Here is a 17,544-nt window from a genome sequence, read left to right as displayed (position 1 = left end):
GGTAAGCCGGAAAAGCGGGGCCTACATCTGCTCCCAGGGCAGGCCGTCAAAGCGCCAGCCCGAAAGCGTGGAGCGCTGGAACTGCTCGTCGAGCTCGCCTTCGAAACCGTGCACCACATGCTGTACGTCGGTGAAGCCGGCCGCTTCCAGCGCCTTGCCGGCGTCCAGCGTGCGTTTGCCCGATCGGCAGATCAGCAGCACCGGCTGCGCCTTGCCGCTGGCTTCGCGCGCCACGGCTTCGGCGAAATTTTGGGGGTCGGGCTGCAGGTCGGGGTACTCATACCAGGGCACGTTGACCACGCCCGGCGGGCGGCCGACGTACAGCGACTCGATTTCCATGCGCACGTCCACAAACAGCGCGTCGGGATGCGACTGCAGCCAGGACCAGGCTTCTTTGGGTTGAAAGTTTTTCATGATCGGTCGAATACCCCTATTGTGGCCGATGGTGTCTTCGCAACATACGGCGCCTTGCCTTCCTCTCTGTGCGCGTGCGTTTTTTGTGGGCGGTCCGGTGTAAACCCGGCGTGGCCGCCCCGGAGCCTGCCGAAAAAACCGCCGGACCTTAAAATTGGGGCATGAAGCCAATCACCTACACCCGCGGCCAACAACTGCCGGCCATCCTGGAGCAACGCATCGCCATCCTTGACGGCGCTATGGGCACCATGATCCAGCGCTTCAAGCTCAATGAGGCCCAGTACCGCGGCGAGCGCTTCAAGGACTTCCACAAGGACGTCAAGGGCAACAACGAATTGCTGAGCCTCACGCGCCCCGACGTGATCCAGGACATCCACGAGGGCTACCTGGCCGCTGGCGCGGACATGATTGAAACCAACACCTTCGGCGCGACCACGGTGGCCCAGGCCGACTACGACATGGCCGAGCTGGCCGTCGAGATGAATTACGAGTCGGCCCGCATCGCGCGCGCCGCCTGCGACAAGTTCTCCACGCCCGACAAGCCGCGCTTCGTCGTCGGCGCTCTGGGCCCCACGCCCAAGACGGCCAGCATCAGCCCCGACGTGAACGACCCCGGCGCGCGCAACACCAGCTTTGAGGAGCTGCGCAAGGCCTACTACGAACAAACCGAGGCCCTGGTCAAGGGCGGCAGCGACGTGCTGCTGGTCGAGACCATCTTCGACACGCTCAACGCCAAGGCGGCGCTGTTCGCCATCGACGAGTACTTCGACAACTCCGGCGAGCGCCTGCCCCTGATCATCAGCGGCACGGTGACCGACGCTTCGGGCCGCATCCTGAGCGGGCAGACCGTCACCGCCTTCTGGCACAGCGTGCGCCATGCCGCGCCGCTGGCCATAGGCCTCAACTGCGCGCTGGGCGCGACCCTGATGCGCCCCTACATCCAGGAGCTGGCCCGCGTGGCCGGCGACACCTTTATCAGCTGCTACCCCAATGCCGGCCTGCCCAACCCCATGAGCGACACAGGCTTTGACGAGACGCCCGACGTTACCTCGCGCCTGCTGCGCGAATTCGCCGACGAAGGCCTGGTCAACATCGTGGGCGGCTGCTGCGGCACCACGCCGGACCACATAGGGGCGATTGCGCATGCCGTGGCCCCGGTGGCGGCGCGCTCGCGGCAGGGCGGCGCGTTTTACAAAGAAGCCGCCTGAGCTGCCAACCCGGCCGTTCATCTCGTCTTCTGACCCTCTCCTGACGCCGAGGGCTGTGCACCCCTCAGCGCGTCATGTTTAGCGGCTATAGTCGGGACCCGTTTGTCAGGCCGGCTTTTTTCTTTATCCGGCGCTGCGCCCTGCAGCCGCCTGCGGCCGGACACACGCAACATTACAAAGGAAACCTTGAACGTGCGTTCATTCATCAAGATCGCCGCGGCATTCGCCGTGGCCGCCGCAACCCTGTCGGCCCAGGCGCAACTGGCACCGCAAAAGCCGGTCACCATCGTCGTTCCCTATCCGGCCGGCGGCCCGCTGGACAATGCCGCGCACATCCTGGCCGAGAAGCTGCGCCCCCTGCTCAAGACCGAAGTGCTGGTCGACAACCGGCCCGGCTCGGGCGGCAATGTGGGCGCCGCGCTGGTTGCCAAGGCGCCGGCCGACGGCAATACCCTGGTGATGGGCGCGGTGGCCACCCATGCCATCAACCCCTGGCTGTATCCCAACATGCCTTATGACGCGCTCAAGGACTTCACGCCCATCACGCTGGTGGCCCGTGTGCCCAATGTGCTGGTCATGAACGCCGAAACGGCCAAACGCCTGAACATCAAGGACACCAAGGACCTGATCGCCTACGCGCGCAAGAACCCCGGCCGGCTGAACTACGCCTCCGGCGGCAACGGCAGCGCCGGCCACCTCGCCGGCGAACTGTTCAAGAGCCTGGCCAAGATCAGCATCGTGCACCTGCCTTCCAGCGGCTCGGCCCAGGCGCAGGCCGGCCTGCTGTCCGGCCAGGCCGACCTGATGTTCGACAACCTGGCCTCGGCCAGCGCCAACATCAAGTCGGGCAAGCTGGTGGCCTTCGGTGTGACCACCATCAACCGCTCCAGCAGCTTCACAGAGATCCCCACCATCAACGACGTGGTGCCGGGTTTCCACATCAGCACCTGGTTCGGCATCTTCGGTCCGGCCAACCTGCCCAAGGCCACGACGGACCAGCTGCAAAAGGCTTTTGCCGCCGCGCTCAACACGCCTGACACGGCCGAAAAGTTTGCGCGCATGAGCGCTACGCCCAGCCCCATGACCTCGGCGGACTTTGCTTATATGGTCATGAAAGAGCATGCCGATTACGGCCGCCTGATCAAGGTTGCCAAGATCAAGCTGGATTGAGCAGGCACGCCATTTCCCGGACATTCGTGCCGGGAAATGGCGCAATGGGACTTGAGCCCTTAAAATAGCGGCAACCCAAGGAGCGTTGCAGCGGACCCCAGCGTCCGTCAGGCTTGGGTTACGGGCTGCCCTTCCGGCGCTGCCCGCGGCAACGACGCTCACCTTGGCCTTAAGGTGAGTCCGTGTCCGAAACCGAAAATTCCGTCCCTGTTCCCCCCATGAAGCTGTCCGGCCTGGAGCCGGTCGACATAGGCGCGGGCACCCTGTTCGTCAACATCGGCGAGCGTACCAACGTCACCGGCTCCAAGGCCTTCGCCCGGATGATTCTGAACGGCGAATACGAGCAGGCCCTGGCCGTCGCCCGCCAGCAGGTGGAAAACGGCGCGCAGATCATCGACATCAACATGGACGAGGCCATGCTGGACAGCCAGGCCGCCATGGTGCGCTTCCTGAATCTGATCGCCAGCGAACCCGACATCGCCCGTGTGCCCATCATGATCGACAGCTCCAAGTGGAGCGTCATCGAAGCCGGCCTGCGCTGCATCCAGGGCAAGGGCATCGTCAACTCGATCTCGATGAAAGAAGGGCTGGAACCCTTCAAGCACCAGGCCAAGCTGCTCAAGCGCTACGGCGCGGCGGCCGTGGTGATGGCCTTCGACGAAACAGGCCAGGCCGACACCTACGAGCGCAAGATCGAGATCTGCGAGCGCGCCTACCGCGTGCTGGTCGACGAGCTCGACTTCCCGCCCGAAGACATCATTTTCGACCCCAACATCTTCGCGATCGCCACCGGCATCGAGGAGCACAACAACTACGCGGTCGACTTCATCAACGCCACGCGCTGGATCAAGCAGAACCTGCCCGGCGCCAAGGTCTCGGGCGGCGTGTCCAACGTGTCCTTCAGCTTCCGCGGCAACGACCCGGTGCGCGAAGCCATCCACACCGTGTTCCTCTACCACGCGATCCAGGCCGGCATGGACATGGGCATCGTCAACGCCGGCATGGTCGGCGTGTATGACGACCTGGACCCGGTGCTGCGCGAGCGCGTTGAGGACGTGGTGCTCAACCGCACGCCGGTCTACAAGCCGGGCGAGCCCGAACTCACGCCCAGCGAACGCTTGATCGAAGTCGCCGAAACCGCGAAAAGCGGCGCCAAGGACGACAGCAAGAAAAACGAATGGCGCGCCCTGCCGGTGCGTCAGCGCCTGTCGCATGCGCTGGTCCACGGCATGAACGAGTTCATCACCGAAGACACCGAGGAGATGTACCGCGAAATCCTCGCGGAAGGCGGCCGGCCGCTGCACGTCATCGAAGGCCCGCTGATGGACGGCATGAACGTGGTCGGCGACCTGTTCGGCCAGGGCAAGATGTTCCTGCCCCAGGTGGTCAAGAGCGCCCGCGTGATGAAGCAGGCCGTGGCGCACCTGCTGCCCTACATCGAGGCTGAAAAGCTGCAGCTGGAAGCCGCCGGCGGCGACGTCAAGACCAAGGGCAAGATCATCATCGCCACCGTCAAGGGCGACGTGCACGACATCGGCAAGAACATCGTCACCGTGGTCCTGCAGTGCAACAACTTCGAAGTCGTCAACATGGGCGTGATGGTGCCTTGCCACGAAATCCTGGCGCGCGCCAAGGTCGAGGGCGCCGACATCGTCGGGCTGTCCGGCCTGATCACGCCCAGCCTGGAAGAAATGCAGTACGTGGCCGCCGAGATGCAGAAAGACGAGCATTTCCGCATCAAGAAGATCCCGCTGCTCATAGGCGGCGCCACCACCAGCCGGGTGCACACGGCTGTCAAGATCTCGCCGCACTACGAAGGACCGGTGGTGTATGTGCCCGACGCCTCCCGCAGCGTCAGCGTGGCGCAAAGCCTGCTGTCCGAGCAGGCGGCCAAATACATCGACGAGCTCTACGCCGACTACGACAAGGTGCGCACCCAGCACGCCAACAAAAAGCAGGTGCCGATGTGGCCGCTGGCCAAGGCGCGTGCCAACGCCACCCCACTGGACTGGGCCGGCTACACGCCGCCGGTGCCCAAGTTCACAGGCCGGCGCGTATTCAAGAACTTCGACCTGGCCGAGCTCGCGCACTACATCGACTGGGGCCCTTTCTTCCAGACCTGGGACCTGGCCGGCCCCTTCCCGGCCATCCTCAAGGACGAGGTAGTGGGCACCGAGGCCGTGCGCGTGTACGGCGACGCGCAGCGCATGCTCAAGCGCCTCATCGAGGGCCGCTGGCTTACGGCCAACGGTGTGATGGCGCTCTACCCCGCCAACAGCGTGGGCGACGACATCGAGATCTACACCGACGAGACGCGCAGCGAAGTCGCCATGACCTGGTACGGCCTGCGCCAGCAGACTGAAAAAACCGCCATCGACGGCGTGATGCGGCCCAGCCGCTGCCTGGCCGATTTTGTCGCGCCCAAGGGCGTTCCCGACTACATCGGCCTCTTTGCCGTGACCGCCGGCATAGGCGCCGAGAAGAAGGAAAAGTATTTCCTCGACGACCACGACGACTACTCGTCCATCATGCTCAAGGCGCTGGCCGACCGCCTGGCCGAGGCTTTTGCCGAAAGCCTGCACCAGCGCGTGCGCAAGGACCTGTGGGGCTACGTACCCGCCGAGTCGCTGGACAGCGAGGCGCTGATCGCCGAAAAATACCAGGGCATACGCCCGGCCCCCGGCTACCCGGCCTGCCCGGACCACAGTGTCAAGAAGGAGATGTTCGAGCTGCTCAAGGCCGCCGAGATCGGAATGGCCCTGACCGAAAGCCTGGCCATGACCCCGGCGGCCAGCGTCAGCGGCTTTTACCTGAGCCACCCGCAAAGCACTTATTTCAACGTCGGCAAGATAGGCGACGACCAGCTGCAGGACCTGGCGCAGCGGCGCGGCCTCAAGGCGGACGAGTTGCAGCGCCTGCTGGCGCCCAATCTCTAGAGCTGCTCAAAAACCCTCCTGGAACAACAACTTCCAGGATGGCCGCGGCCATTCGCGTTTACGGCGACTTTGCCGCAGAATAAGCGGCGTTTACATAAATACACAGCCGCTTGCCAAAGCGTGTTTACTTTCACGGCATGGGAAACGTTGAACAAGCGATCTGATCTCACTTGAGGGAATTGCCATGAACACATCCACTGAAAACCTCCAGCCCGGCCAGCAGGCCTCCTCGGCCAGCAAGCCCTTGTGGGCCGCCGTCGGCATTCTGGGCGTCGCCGTCCTGGCCATGGGCGGCACCATGATTTACCAGATGCGCAACCCGGTCAGCGCCACGCCGCCGGTGGCGCTGGCCACCCCGCAGGCAGCGCCGCAAGCGGCCGCGCCCCTGGCCGCGGCCAGCAGCAGCGCCAGCGCCGCGGACGACCTGGCCGAGAAACCGGCCGCGGCCCCCGCCAAACCCGCTCCCGTTCCCGCCAAGAAGGTGGCCAAGCCCACGCCCAAGCCGGCACCCGCGCCCAGCTACGCCGGTATTTCCCCCGCTCCCGGCCCTGCGCCTGCACCGGTTCCGGTTGTAGCCGTCTGCCATGTGTGCGGCGCCGTTGAATCGGTTACCCCGGTGGAGCGCTCCACCAAACCTGCCGGTGTCGGCGCCGGCGCTGTTGCCGGTGGCGTGCTGGGTGCCGTACTCGGCAACCAGATCGGCCATGGCGGCGGCCGCACCGCGGCCACCATCCTGGGCGCAGTCGGCGGCGGTTTTGCCGGTAACGCGATCGAAGGCCATATGCGCAAGGAAACCGTTTACCAGGTCGGTGTGCGCATGGAAGATGGTTCGCAGCGTGTCGTGGAAGTGGCGCGCGCGCCCAGCGTGGGCAGCCGCGTGACGGTCGAAGGCAATGTGCTGCGCACCGGTGACGGCGCCGTCTATGGCCCCAAGCCGCCGCCCGCGCCCGTGGCCGCACAGCCCGCTGAGCCTGCCCCTTACTACAGCCGCTGATCCATCCACAGAAAAGCCCCGCAGCAGCCCTGTTGCGGGGCTTTTTTACGTCCGCTCTCCAGGGGCCTTGGCGCTATGATGACCGGCCCATCACAAGGAGGATCGCATGCGGCGCTTTTTCATGCTCCTGCTGGCCCCGCTCATGTTTGCCGGCAGTTTTCAGGCGATGGCTGCCGGGCCCAAGGCCGGCATGGACCAGCTCGAATTCGCCGGTGCGCAGGACCAGAACACCCCCGTGCTGCTGAGCGCCGCCTCGCACCCCGTGCCGTTTCTAGGCGCCGACGGCCGCGTGCACATTGACTACGAGCTGCAGGTGATCAACGCGCGCGCCGTGCCGGCCAGGCTGGTGTCGCTGGAGGTGCTGGACGCCGGCTCCGGCAAGGTGCTGGCCAGCGTGTCCGGCGCCGAGGTCGCCCGCACTTTTTCCCTGCTGGGCGGCGCCGCCACCGACAGCCTGGACGCGGCCCAGGCCGGCTTCTTCTGGATCGACGTGGTGCTGGAGCCCGGCCAGCCCCTGCCGAAAGCGCTGTCGCACCGCGTGGTGACGGCCGGCGCGGAGGTCAAGCTCACGGCCGCCGTCAAACCCGCGAGCGAAGGCATCGTCCAGACCACACAGACCGGCGGCAGCGTGGCCCTCAGCACCCGGCCGGCGCCGCTGATAGGCCCGCCGCTGGAGGGCACGGGCTGGGTGGCTTTCAACGGCTGCTGCAAGGAGGTTCCGCATCGGCGTGCCGGCATTCCCGTCAACGGCGTGCTGTATGTGAGCCAGCGCTTTGCCATCGACTGGATCAAGCTGGACGCGAACTCGCAGCAAAGCAACGGCGACAGCAACAAGAACGAAAACTGGCCCACCTACGGGCAAAAAGCCATTGCCGTGGCCGACGCCAAGGTGGTGTCCGTGCTCGACGGCCTGCCCGAGCGCGTACCCAACGCTTTGCCGCCCGACACCACCATGCAGAACGTCACCGGCAACCACGTGGTGCTGGACCTGGGCCGCGGCTACTACGCGTTTTACGCCCACCTGCAGCCCGGTTCGCTCAAGGTGCGCATCGGCGACCGCGTCAGGCGTGGCCAGGTGCTGGCGCTGCTGGGCAACTCGGGCAACACCACCGCGCCGCACCTGCATTTCCATGTGTCGGACGGCATGGGCCCGCTGTCGTCCCAGGGCCTGCCTTATGTGATCGACGCTTTTGTCGTCAAGGGGCTGGCCACCGATGCCACGGAGCAGGGCAAGGTGGTTGTCCAGCCGCTGCCCCAGCAGGGCCCGCAGCGCGCAGCCCTGCCCATGGATGCCTACGTGGTGGATTTCCCCGCCCTGAAGTGAGGCCCGGCCCCGCCGGCCGCCTTGGGGCGCCGGCGCGCGGCGGCACAACAGAAGACATATGTTCAGACTTGCGTTGATTCTTTTTGGCGGCGATGCGCTGGTCAAGCGCTGGAAAATTTTCATGGCAGCGGGTGTGCTGACCGTCCTCTTCGGCATCCTGCTTCTGGTCGACCTGGTGGACGGCGTGGCCGACGTCGCCACCTGGATGCTGGGCGCTGTGTTGCTGGTGCAAGGCGTGGTCGAGCTGGTGGTGGGCGCCACCCACGCGCGGGAGCGGCGCCGTTTTGAGATGCTGCGCGGCGCCGCCATGGTGGTATGCGCCTGCCTGGTGCTGGATTTTCCCTGGGACAACTCGATTGCCGCAGGCGTGCTGTTCGGCGCGGCGTTCACCTTCAATGGCCTCATCCGCATCGCCTCCAGCTGGCTGATCCGTTACCCGAGCTGGCGCAAATCCAACCTGATAGGCTGGGCCTACCTGGTCATGGCGCTGCTGCTGCTGACCGACTGGCCGGTGCCCTCAAGCATGAACGTGTCGCTGTGCACGGGCCTGGCGCTGGCCGTGGGCGGCTACATCCTGATGCGCGGCGCCTGGCGGCTCAGGCGGTTGCCGCGCGGCTGCCGCCTGGCAGCCGTCGAGCTTTACAGCGGTACCCGGGTGCTGCAACCCGATGCGGCGCCGGCTACGGCCGAGATGCTCGCCGCGAACGCCGCCGCCGGCCACATGATCGTGCACGTCTGGACGGCCGTCGATGCGGTGGACGACGACAAGGACCGCATACGCCTTCCCTTGATCGAGCGCTACATCGCCTCCATGACAAAGAAGGGCCGTGTGTCGACAGGCCACGTGGCGCTTGAGTGCGAAGACGGCCTGTACATCAGCCATCACCCGCGTATCCGCCTGTCCATTACCCAGGCCAACCTGGTGGATCACCTGCGCGCCACTTCCGGCAACGACCATCCCGGAATGTGGCTGCCCGCCTATGCCGAAGAAGCCGCTGCGACCCGGCCTTCCACGCACAAGCTCCATTTCCGTGTTTACAACCGCAGATACCTCCAGGCATTCTGGGACGTGTATCGCCAGGACGACACCTACAACCTCACCAGCCGCAACTGCTCAGTCGTGGTGACGCAGGCCGTGGACGCGGCCATGGAAGGTGTTTTCGCGGACAGGCCGTTTTGGCGCACGCTGCTGCGGCTGGCCTTGCACCCCGATGTCTGGATGGCCGGCAGCGCCCGCGTGCGCGCCGAAGCCATGGCCTGGACGCCGGGGCTGGCGCTCGATTACGTGAGCGCGGTCCGGCGCATCACCCACCCGCGCCATGACCTGAAGGTGCACCTTTCGCGCTGGTGGAAGGCGCGCAAAGCGCGCAGGCTGCGCGTGGACTGAAGCGTCAGGCCCTCACTGGGCGGCCTTCAGCGCCCGGCGGTACTGCACCGCTTCCGCCACATGGGTTGCCTGCACCGCCCGCGCGCCGGCCAGGTCCGCAATCGTCCTGGCCACTTTCAGGCAGCGGTGGATGCTGCGCCCCGACCAGCCCAGGCGGGCGGCGGCGGTGTTGAGGAACTTCGCGCCCGCATCATCGAGCTGGCATTGCGCGTCTATGGCCTGGCCTGCCAGCGCCTGGTTGGTGCTGCCTTGCCGGGCCATGGCGCGATCACGCGCCGCGACGACGCGCTGGCGGATGTCCGACGTGGCCTCGCCGGGCGGCGCGTTCACCAGTTCCTCGGCCGCCAGTGCGCCGACCTCCACATGCAGGTCGATGCGGTCCAGCAGCGGGCCGCTGAGCTTGCCCTGGTAGCGCGATACCTGCTCCGGCGAGCAGCGGCAGGCCCGCAGGCTGGAGCCGAGGTAGCCGCAGGGGCAGGGGTTCATGGCCGCGACCAGCTGGAAGCGGGCCGGAAACTCGGCGCGCTGCGCGGCCCGCGAGATGGTGATGCTGCCGGACTCCAGCGGCTCGCGCAGGGCCTCCAGTGCCGCGCGCGGGAATTCGGGCAACTCATCGAGGAACAGCACGCCCTGATGCGCCAGCGAGATTTCGCCGGGCCGCGGCGGCGAACCGCCGCCCACCAGGGCCACGGCACTGGCGGTATGGTGCGGCGCACAGGTCGGGCGCACCGCCCATTTATCGAGCGAAAAGCGCCCGCCCAGCGAGGCCACCGCCGCGCTTTCCAGCGCCTCCTCGGTGGTCATCGCCGGCAGCAAACCGGCAAAGCGCTGCGCCAGCATGGATTTGCCGGAGCCGGGCGCGCCCATCATCAGCACGCTGTGGCCCCCGGCGGCCGCGATTTCCAGCGCTCGTCTCGCCGCAGCCTGGCCTTTCACGTCGGCCAGGTCCGGGTAGGCCGATTGCGCGGGCGGCGCCGCCGGCTCCACCCGCGACCAGCCATCGAGCGCTTCGGCCGGGGTGTCTCCCGGCAGGAACTGCCTGACCACGTCGAGCAGGTGCACAGCCCGGAATATCTCCGCGCCGGGGACCAGTGCTGCCTCCTGGGCGCTGGCCTCGGGCAGCACCAATTTGGGAAGCTTTGCGGCGCCGGCCCCGGGGCGGGCCAGCGCCAGGCTCATGGCCAGCGCGCCGCGCACCGGCCGCAGATCACCGCCCAGGGAGAGTTCGCCGGCGAATTCATAGCCTTCCAGCTTGCGGGCATCGACCTGGCCGCTGGCGGCCAGGATGCCCAGGGCGATCGGCAGGTCGAAACGGCCGGAATCCTTGGGCAGGTCGGCCGGCGCGAGGTTGACGGTGATTCTTTTATTGGCCGGGAACTCCAGCCCGGTGTTCTGGATGGCGGAGCGCACGCGTTCGCGCGCCTCCTTCACCTCGGTTTCGGCCAGGCCCACCAGCGTGAAACTGGGCAGGCCGTTGGCCAGATGCACTTCGACGCAGACAGGCCGCGCCTCCAGCCCCAACAAGGCGCGGCTGTGCACTAAAGACAAGCTCATGAAATCAACTCCCTGGTGATGCTCCAAAGTTGTGCGTGATGAACGCCCCAATATGGTGCTTATCGTGTTTTTATGGATCCCAGGGTTCAACGCGGCAAGCGGGAAACCGGCGGACTTGCCCCCGACAAGGGAGGGCTCTTTGGCACGTTACGTGCTACGAACACTCCGTGGGATCCAGCAATGGGGCCCTTTTCCCGCAATCGTCGAAGTCCGAGAACCGGAGCGCTGACCCCAGCGTTCACAAGAACCCGTAGAGCAACTGGAGCGGTGCACCGAGGGGCCGCTTCTTTATTCATCCTTGAGGAACCTGAACATGAAACTCGTAACGGCCATCATCAAACCGTTCAAGCTGGACGAAGTGCGGGAAGCGCTGTCCGGCATTGGCGTGCAAGGCATCACCGTCACTGAAGTCAAGGGCTTCGGCCGCCAGAAAGGGCACACCGAGCTGTACCGCGGCGCGGAATATGTCGTCGACTTCCTGCCCAAAGTGAAGATCGAAGCGGCTGTTTCCGATGACCTGGTGGACCGCGTGATCGAGGCGGTTGAGGGCGCCGCCCGCACCGGCAAGATCGGCGACGGCAAGGTTTTTGTTTACAACCTCGAGCAGGTTGTACGCATCCGGACCGGTGAAACGGGCAAGGAAGCGCTGTAAGGCGCCTCTATCTAACAGCCATATAAAGAGAACATCGACATGAAAAAACTACTTGCTTCCCTGGTATTGGGATTGAGTCTGTTGACGACCGGCGCCGTCATGGCGCAGGCCCCGGCCGCCGCGCCCGCCGCTTCGGCGTCAGAAGCCAAACCGGCTGAAGCGGCTGCTTCGGCCGCCGCGCCCGCAGCCTCCGCGGCTGCCCCGGCCGCCGCCGCTTCCGCACCTGCAGCCGCCGCGTCGGCAGCCCCCGCACCGGTTCCCAACAAGGGTGACACCGCCTGGATGATGGTCTCCACGCTGCTGGTCATCATGATGACCGTGCCCGGCCTGGCACTGTTCTACGGCGGCCTGGTCCGCAGCAAGAACATGCTGTCCGTGTTGATGCAGGTCATGGTCACCTTCTCGATGATCGTCGTGCTGTGGTTCATCTACGGCTACAGCCTGGCGTTTACCGAGGGCAATGCCTTCTTCGGCGGCTTCGACCGGCTCTTCATGAAGGGCATCTGGGACAACGTCGCGGGCACCTTCGCCAATGGCGCGACCTTCAGCAAGGGTGTCGTGATCCCCGAGATCGTGTTCGCCGCCTTCCAGGCCACCTTCGCCGGCATTACCTGCGCGCTGATCGTCGGCGCCTTCGCCGAACGCATCAAGTTCTCCGCCGTGCTGCTGTTCATGGCCATCTGGTTCACCTTCAGCTATGCGCCTATCGCCCACATGGTCTGGTTCTGGATGGGCCCTGACGCCTACACCGGCAAGGAAGTGGTCGACGCGATGAACGGCAAGGGCGGCTACATCTGGCAGATGGGCGCCCTGGACTTCGCGGGCGGTACCGTGGTGCACATCAACGCCGCTGTCGCCGGCCTGGTCGGCGCCTTCTGCATCGGCAAGCGCATCGGCTACGGCAAGGAAGCCATGGCGCCTCACAGCCTGACCCTGACCATGGTCGGCTCCGCACTGCTGTGGGTGGGCTGGTTCGGCTTCAACGCCGGCTCCGCCCTGGAAGCCAACGGCTTCGCCGCCCTGGCCTTTATCAACACGCTGGGCGCCACCGCTGCCGCCGTGCTGGCCTGGTGCGTCGGTGAAGCGCTGATGCGCGGCAAGGCTTCGATGCTGGGTGCCGCCTCCGGCGCCGTCGCCGGCCTGGTGGCCATCACCCCCGCAGCCGGCAACGTCGGCATCGGCGGCGGCCTGGTCATCGGCCTGGTTGCCGGCTTCGCCTGCCTCTGGGGTGTGAACGGCCTGAAGAAACTGCTGGGTGCCGACGACTCGCTGGACGTGTTCGGCGTGCACGGCGTGGGCGGTATCCTGGGCGCATTGCTCACCGGCGTCTTCAACTCGCCCGCACTGGGTGGCCCAAGCTTCGTGGGTGACTGGGTGACCGCCACGGCCGTGACGCCTGACGCATACACCATTGCCGGCCAGGTCTGGATCCAGGCCAAGGCCGTGCTGATCACCATCGTCTGGTCCGGCGTGGTTTCCTTCATCGCCTACAAGGTGGTGGACCTGACCATCGGCCTGCGTGTCAGCGAAGAAGACGAGCGCGAAGGCCTGGACATCACGTCCCACGGCGAAACTGCTTACAACCGCTGATGCGGCGGGCTGGGCTGCCCCAGGGCGGCCCTGTCCCATCAAGAATTTACTGAGAGTCTCCTTTGGATGTTCAGCCCGCCGGTGCAAACCGGTGGGCTGTTTTTTTTGCGCGTTAAAGTGGCGGCTGTTCACTCACACCCTGTCCCTGTTGATATGAAGGCACCGTCATGACCTGGCAAACCCTTGCTGCACCGCCCAGCGGCCTCGGCGAATCGCCGTTCTGGCATCCCGACGAGCAGCTGCTGTACTGGATAGACATCCCCGGCCGGCAGCTGCACCGCTGCAATGTCTTCATGGGCACGGTCCAGAGCTGGGCCATGCCTTCGGAGCCCGGCAGCATCGCGCCAGCGCGCAGCGGGGGCCTGGTGGTCGCGCTGCGCGACGGCATTTACCGCGCGAAAGAGTGGGGCGGTGAATTGCGCCAGCTCATGCGGGCCGACCACGACACGGCGACCACACGCTTTAACGACGGCAAGGCCGACCCACTGGGGCGCTTCTGGGCCGGCACCATGTACGAGCCGCGCGACAAGTCCACGGCCGAGCTGTTTTCGCTGGATTGCCGCGGCGGCCGCGCCCCTGTGGTCGAGCGCAAGGCGGGCGATGCCATCATCGCCAACGGCCTGGCCTGGTCGCCCGATGCCGCCACGGTTTACTGGTCCGACACGCCGCGCCACATCATCCGCGCCTGGAACTGGGACGGCGAAAGCAACACCATGAGCGAGCCCCGCGTGTTCGCCCAGTGGCCCGGCAAGCCCGAAGGCTGGCAGCCCGGCATGGCCGGCTACGGCGGCCGGCCCGACGGCGCGGCGGTGGATAGCGAAGGCAACTACTACGTCGCCATGTTTGAAGGCGGGCGCATGCTCAAGCTCTCACCTGGCGGGGCGCTGCTGGCCGAGTTTGCCGTGCCGGCGCGCTGCCCCACCATGCCCTGCTTTGGCGGCGACGACCTCAAAACCCTGTACCTGACGACCGCGCGCTACAACCGGCCCGCGCAGGAATTGCAGGACTATCCCGACTCGGGCTGCGTGTTTTCCATGCAGGTCGAAGTACCCGGTTTGCCGGTGAACTTCTTCCAGGACTGATGCGGCCGGCGCGGCCCCCCGAAAAAATCGAACAGGCCGCGTTCAAAAAAATCAAACCGCCACCGGTGCCCGCCGCTTACCATGGCGGCAATGACCCCAGACACCGATATCAGCGCCGCGCTGGCTGAGCAAGTGCGCGCCGCAGCCTCCGCGCGCACGCCGCTGCGCTTGCGCGGAGGCGGCAGCAAGGACTTTTACGGCCAGGCCCTGGCGGGCAACATCCTCGACATCCGGCCGCACAGCGGCATCACGAGTTATGAGCCCAGCGAACTGGTGGTCACCGCGCGTGCCGGCACCCCGCTGGCCGAACTCGAAGCGTTGCTGGCCGCGCAAGGCCAATGCCTGCCCTTTGAGCCACCGCATTTCGGTGCCTCGGGCGCGCAGGCCACCGTGGGCGGCATGGTCGCCAGCGGGCTGAGCGGCCCGGCACGCGCCAGCGTGGGCGCCGTGCGCGACTACATGCTGGGCGTGGTGCTGCTCAACGGCAAGGGCGAGCGCCTGGTCTTCGGCGGCCAGGTCATGAAGAATGTGGCCGGCTACGACGTCTCGCGCCTGATGGCCGGCTCGTTGGGCACGTTGGGCGTGCTGCTGGAGGTCTCGCTCAAAGTCCTGCCGGTCGCGCCGCAAGAGGCCACACTGGTGTTTGAGCTCGACGAAGCCGCCGCCCTGCAACAGCTCAGCCGCTGGGGCGCCATGCCTTTGCCTGTCAATGCCTCCTGCTGGCGGGAAGGCCGCTTGTGGGTGCGGCTGCGCGGGGCGAAAGCCGCTGTCGCCGCCGCGCAAAAATCCATGGGCGGAGAAGCTTTGGACAGCGACGCAGCCCGCCATTGGACTGCGCTGCGCGAGCAGGCCCAGCCCTTCTTTGCCTTGCGAGGCGATGAGTCGTTATGGCGGCTCAGCCTGCCCGACACGGCGCCGCCGCTTAACCTAGGCGAGACGCTGGTGGAGTGGGGCGGCGCCCAGCGCTGGCTCAAGCGGCCCGATGGCGATGCGGCGTTGCTGCGCGAAGCGGCGGCCCAGGCCAATGGCCATGCCACGTTGTTCCGCTCAGCCGGCAAATCCGTGCCGGTGTTCTCCGCACTCAAGCCGCCGCTGGACCGCATACACCGCGAACTCAAAAAGCAGTTCGACCCGGCCGGCGTGTTCAATCCGGGCCGCATGTACGCGGATTGGTAAGCAAGCCATGCGACGCCTTCGCCACCTGACCGGGCAGCACCGCACGCCCTATATAAACCGCCTGCTGGGCGGCTTGCTGGCCTTTAACGCCGGCGCCATCAATGCCGGCGGTTTTCTGGTGGTCGGCATGTACACCTCGCACATGACGGGCTTCGCCTCGCTGCTGGCCGACAACATGGTCCTGGGCAATATGACGCTGGTGTTGGGCGCCGTCGGGGCGCTGCTGGCCTTTACCGCCGGCGCCGCCGTGACCGCCGTGCTGGTGAACTGGGCGCGCCAGCACCACCTGCGCAGCGAATACGCGCTGCCCCTGCTGCTGGAGGCTGTGCTGATGCTGCTGTTCGGTCTGCTGGGCGCGACGCTGAACCGCCAGACCCCTTTCGCCGTGCCGCTGACCGTGCTGGTGCTGGCCTTCACCATGGGCCTGCAGAACGCGCTGGTCAGCAAAATCTCGTCATCGCAGATTCGCACCACCCACATGACCGGCGTGATCACCGACCTGGGCATAGAGCTCGGCAAAATGTTTTACTGGAACCGCACAGCCAGCCCGCTCGAATCGCGCGTGCGCGCCAATCGCATCAAGCTGCGGCTGTTCGGCACCTTGCTGGCGATGTTCATCGCTGGTGGCGTGGTAGGCGCGGCCGGCTTCAAGTACATCGGCTTTATCTGGGTCGTGCCGCTGGCGCTCATGCTGCTGGTGCTGTCCCTGCCGCCCCTGTATGCGGACTTCCGGCGTGTGCGCCGCCGCAGGGCACTGGCACTGAAAGAGGCGCCCTGACTTTATGCAAACCCATCTTTCCCCCGAATTCAAGGACAGCGCCGACGGCCTCGAAGCCGAAGCCATCCTGCGCAAATGTGTGCATTGCGGCTTCTGCACCGCGACCTGCCCGACCTACCAGCTGCTGGGCGATGAGCTGGACGGCCCGCGCGGCCGCATCTACCTGATCAAGCAGGTGCTGGAAGGCGAGGCGCCCACGCGCAAGACCCAGCTGCACCTGGACCGCTGCCTGACCTGCCGCAACTGCGAATCCACGTGCCCCAGCGGCGTGGAGTATGGCCACCTGGTCGACATAGGCCGCAAGCTGGTCGACGAGCGCGTGCCGCGCCCGGCCGGTGAGAAGGCCTTGCGTTGGGCGCTCAAGGAAGGTTTGCCGTCGCCGCTATTTGCCCCCGCCATGAAGGCCGGCCAGGCCCTGCGCGGCCTGCTGCCTGCGGCCCTGCAAAACAAGGTACCGAAAAAGCGGGACGCCGGCGCCTGGCCGCAGCGCGCGCATGCGCGCAAGATGCTGATGCTCGAAGGCTGCGTGCAGCCGGCCATGATGCCCAACATCAATGCCGCGACCGCGCGCGTGCTGGATGCGGCCGGCATAGAAACCGTGCTGGCGCCCAAGGCCGGCTGCTGTGGCGCCGTGAAGTTTCACCTCAACGACCACGAAGGTGGCAAGGCCGAAATGCGGCGCAACATCGACGCCTGGTGGCCGCATGTGGCGGCGGGCGAGGGCGGTGGTGGTGTGGAAGCCATCGTCATGAACGCCTCGGGCTGCGGCGTCACCGTCAAGGACTACGGCCACCTGCTCAAGGACGACCCGGCCTATGCGGCCAAGGCCGCACGCATCAGCGAACTCACGCGCGACCTCAGCGAGTTCATGCCCGAGCTGGTCGGTGAACTGCAGGGCAAGGTCAAGGCCCAGGCCGGCGCGCTGGTGTTCCATCCGCCCTGCACCCTGCAGCACGGCCAGCAGCTGCGCGGCGGGGTGGAGACGCTGATGGGCGCCCTAGGGTTCACGGTAACACTGGCCGCCTCCGAATCCCACCTGTGCTGCGGCTCGGCCGGCACCTACTCGGTGCTCAACCCCGACATCGCCTACCAGCTGCGCGACCGCAAGCTCGGCAATTTGCAGGCCTCGGCACCCGACACCATCATCTCGGCCAATATCGGCTGCATCACGCACCTGCAAAGCGGCACGGCGACGCCGGTGCGGCATTGGGTGGAAGTGCTGGATGCTGCGTTGATGTCCTGAATTGAGCTAAACATCAAACCAGCCGGGGCCGCGGAA

14 protein-coding genes and 1 riboswitch are annotated in these 17,544 nt (G+C 66.2%); of the genes, 12 read left to right on the top strand and 2 right to left on the bottom strand.

Going from position 1 to position 17,544, the window contains the following annotated elements; all coding sequences use genetic code 11:
• Nucleotides 1-21: 21 nt before the first annotated feature.
• Nucleotides 22-414 carry a rhodanese-like domain-containing protein gene (locus AC1DXS_RS02925; protein ID WP_477736080.1) on the bottom strand — a complete coding sequence of 131 codons (393 nt, stop codon included), beginning with the start codon at nt 412-414 and terminating at the stop codon, nt 22-24.
• A 161-nt stretch (nt 415-575) separates the two neighbouring features.
• Here AC1DXS_RS02925 and AC1DXS_RS02920 point away from each other — a divergent pair, with 161 nt between their 5' ends.
• The 6 genes from AC1DXS_RS02920 (at nt 576) to AC1DXS_RS02895 (ending at nt 9,433) form a co-directional block, all read left to right on the top strand.
• Complete coding sequence (locus tag AC1DXS_RS02920; protein ID WP_477736079.1) at nt 576-1,622, top strand: homocysteine S-methyltransferase family protein; 1,047 nt, start codon at nt 576-578, stop codon at nt 1,620-1,622.
• Between the two features lie 192 nt (nt 1,623-1,814).
• The gene (locus AC1DXS_RS02915; protein ID WP_477736151.1) at nt 1,815-2,792 is read left to right on the top strand and encodes a Bug family tripartite tricarboxylate transporter substrate binding protein; all 978 of its coding nucleotides are present in this window, start codon (nt 1,815-1,817) and stop codon (nt 2,790-2,792) included.
• 71 nt (nt 2,793-2,863) lie between these two features.
• Nucleotides 2,864-2,959: riboswitch (S-adenosyl-L-homocysteine riboswitch) on the top strand.
• A gap of 15 nt (nt 2,960-2,974) precedes the next feature.
• The gene (gene metH / locus AC1DXS_RS02910) at nt 2,975-5,728 is read left to right on the top strand and encodes a methionine synthase (RefSeq protein ID WP_477736078.1); all 2,754 of its coding nucleotides are present in this window, start codon (nt 2,975-2,977) and stop codon (nt 5,726-5,728) included.
• A 184-nt stretch (nt 5,729-5,912) separates the two neighbouring features.
• Nucleotides 5,913-6,722 carry a glycine zipper 2TM domain-containing protein gene (locus AC1DXS_RS02905; RefSeq protein WP_477736077.1) on the top strand — a complete coding sequence of 270 codons (810 nt, stop codon included), beginning with the start codon at nt 5,913-5,915 and terminating at the stop codon, nt 6,720-6,722.
• A gap of 106 nt (nt 6,723-6,828) precedes the next feature.
• Entirely contained in the window at nt 6,829-8,046 is a 1,218-nt protein-coding gene (locus tag AC1DXS_RS02900) for a M23 family metallopeptidase (protein ID WP_477736076.1), read from the top strand.
• Nucleotides 8,047-8,104: 58 nt separating this feature from the next.
• On the top strand, nt 8,105-9,433 hold the full coding sequence (locus tag AC1DXS_RS02895; protein ID WP_477736075.1) for an HdeD family acid-resistance protein: 1,329 nt from the start codon (nt 8,105-8,107) through the stop codon (nt 9,431-9,433).
• Nucleotides 9,434-9,445: 12 nt separating this feature from the next.
• On the opposite strand, the gene AC1DXS_RS02890 is transcribed toward AC1DXS_RS02895, so the two are convergent.
• Nucleotides 9,446-10,987: a YifB family Mg chelatase-like AAA ATPase gene (locus AC1DXS_RS02890; protein WP_477736074.1), complete on the bottom strand. Its 1,542-nt coding sequence runs from the start codon at nt 10,985-10,987 to the stop codon at nt 9,446-9,448.
• Between the two features lie 313 nt (nt 10,988-11,300).
• Between AC1DXS_RS02890 and glnK the strand changes: the two genes are divergently transcribed.
• The 6 genes from glnK to glcF all read left to right on the top strand — a co-directional run bounded on the left by glnK (nt 11,301) and on the right by glcF (nt 17,508).
• Nucleotides 11,301-11,639 (top strand): P-II family nitrogen regulator, encoded by a 339-nt coding sequence (gene glnK, locus AC1DXS_RS02885; RefSeq protein WP_007873831.1) that lies wholly within the window; start codon nt 11,301-11,303, stop codon nt 11,637-11,639.
• A gap of 39 nt (nt 11,640-11,678) precedes the next feature.
• A complete protein-coding gene (locus tag AC1DXS_RS02880; protein WP_477736073.1) occupies nt 11,679-13,229 on the top strand; it encodes an ammonium transporter in 1,551 nt (516 codons plus the stop codon).
• A 167-nt stretch (nt 13,230-13,396) separates the two neighbouring features.
• Nucleotides 13,397-14,311, top strand: coding sequence for an SMP-30/gluconolactonase/LRE family protein (locus tag AC1DXS_RS02875; protein WP_477736072.1), 915 nt, complete (start codon nt 13,397-13,399; stop codon nt 14,309-14,311).
• Nucleotides 14,312-14,392: 81 nt separating this feature from the next.
• Nucleotides 14,393-15,487: a glycolate oxidase subunit GlcE gene (gene glcE / locus AC1DXS_RS02870; protein ID WP_477736071.1), complete on the top strand. Its 1,095-nt coding sequence runs from the start codon at nt 14,393-14,395 to the stop codon at nt 15,485-15,487.
• Between the two features lie 7 nt (nt 15,488-15,494).
• Nucleotides 15,495-16,265 carry a YoaK family protein gene (locus tag AC1DXS_RS02865; protein ID WP_477736070.1) on the top strand — a complete coding sequence of 257 codons (771 nt, stop codon included), beginning with the start codon at nt 15,495-15,497 and terminating at the stop codon, nt 16,263-16,265.
• A gap of 4 nt (nt 16,266-16,269) precedes the next feature.
• On the top strand, nt 16,270-17,508 hold the full coding sequence (gene glcF / locus AC1DXS_RS02860; RefSeq protein ID WP_477736069.1) for a glycolate oxidase subunit GlcF: 1,239 nt from the start codon (nt 16,270-16,272) through the stop codon (nt 17,506-17,508).
• Nucleotides 17,509-17,544: the final 36 nt, after the last annotated feature.

It is taken from the genome of Polaromonas sp. P3_B1, from assembly GCF_056402935.1.
The sequence above is the reverse complement of the archived record's forward strand: the minus strand, read 5'-3'. Positions and strand labels throughout refer to the sequence as shown.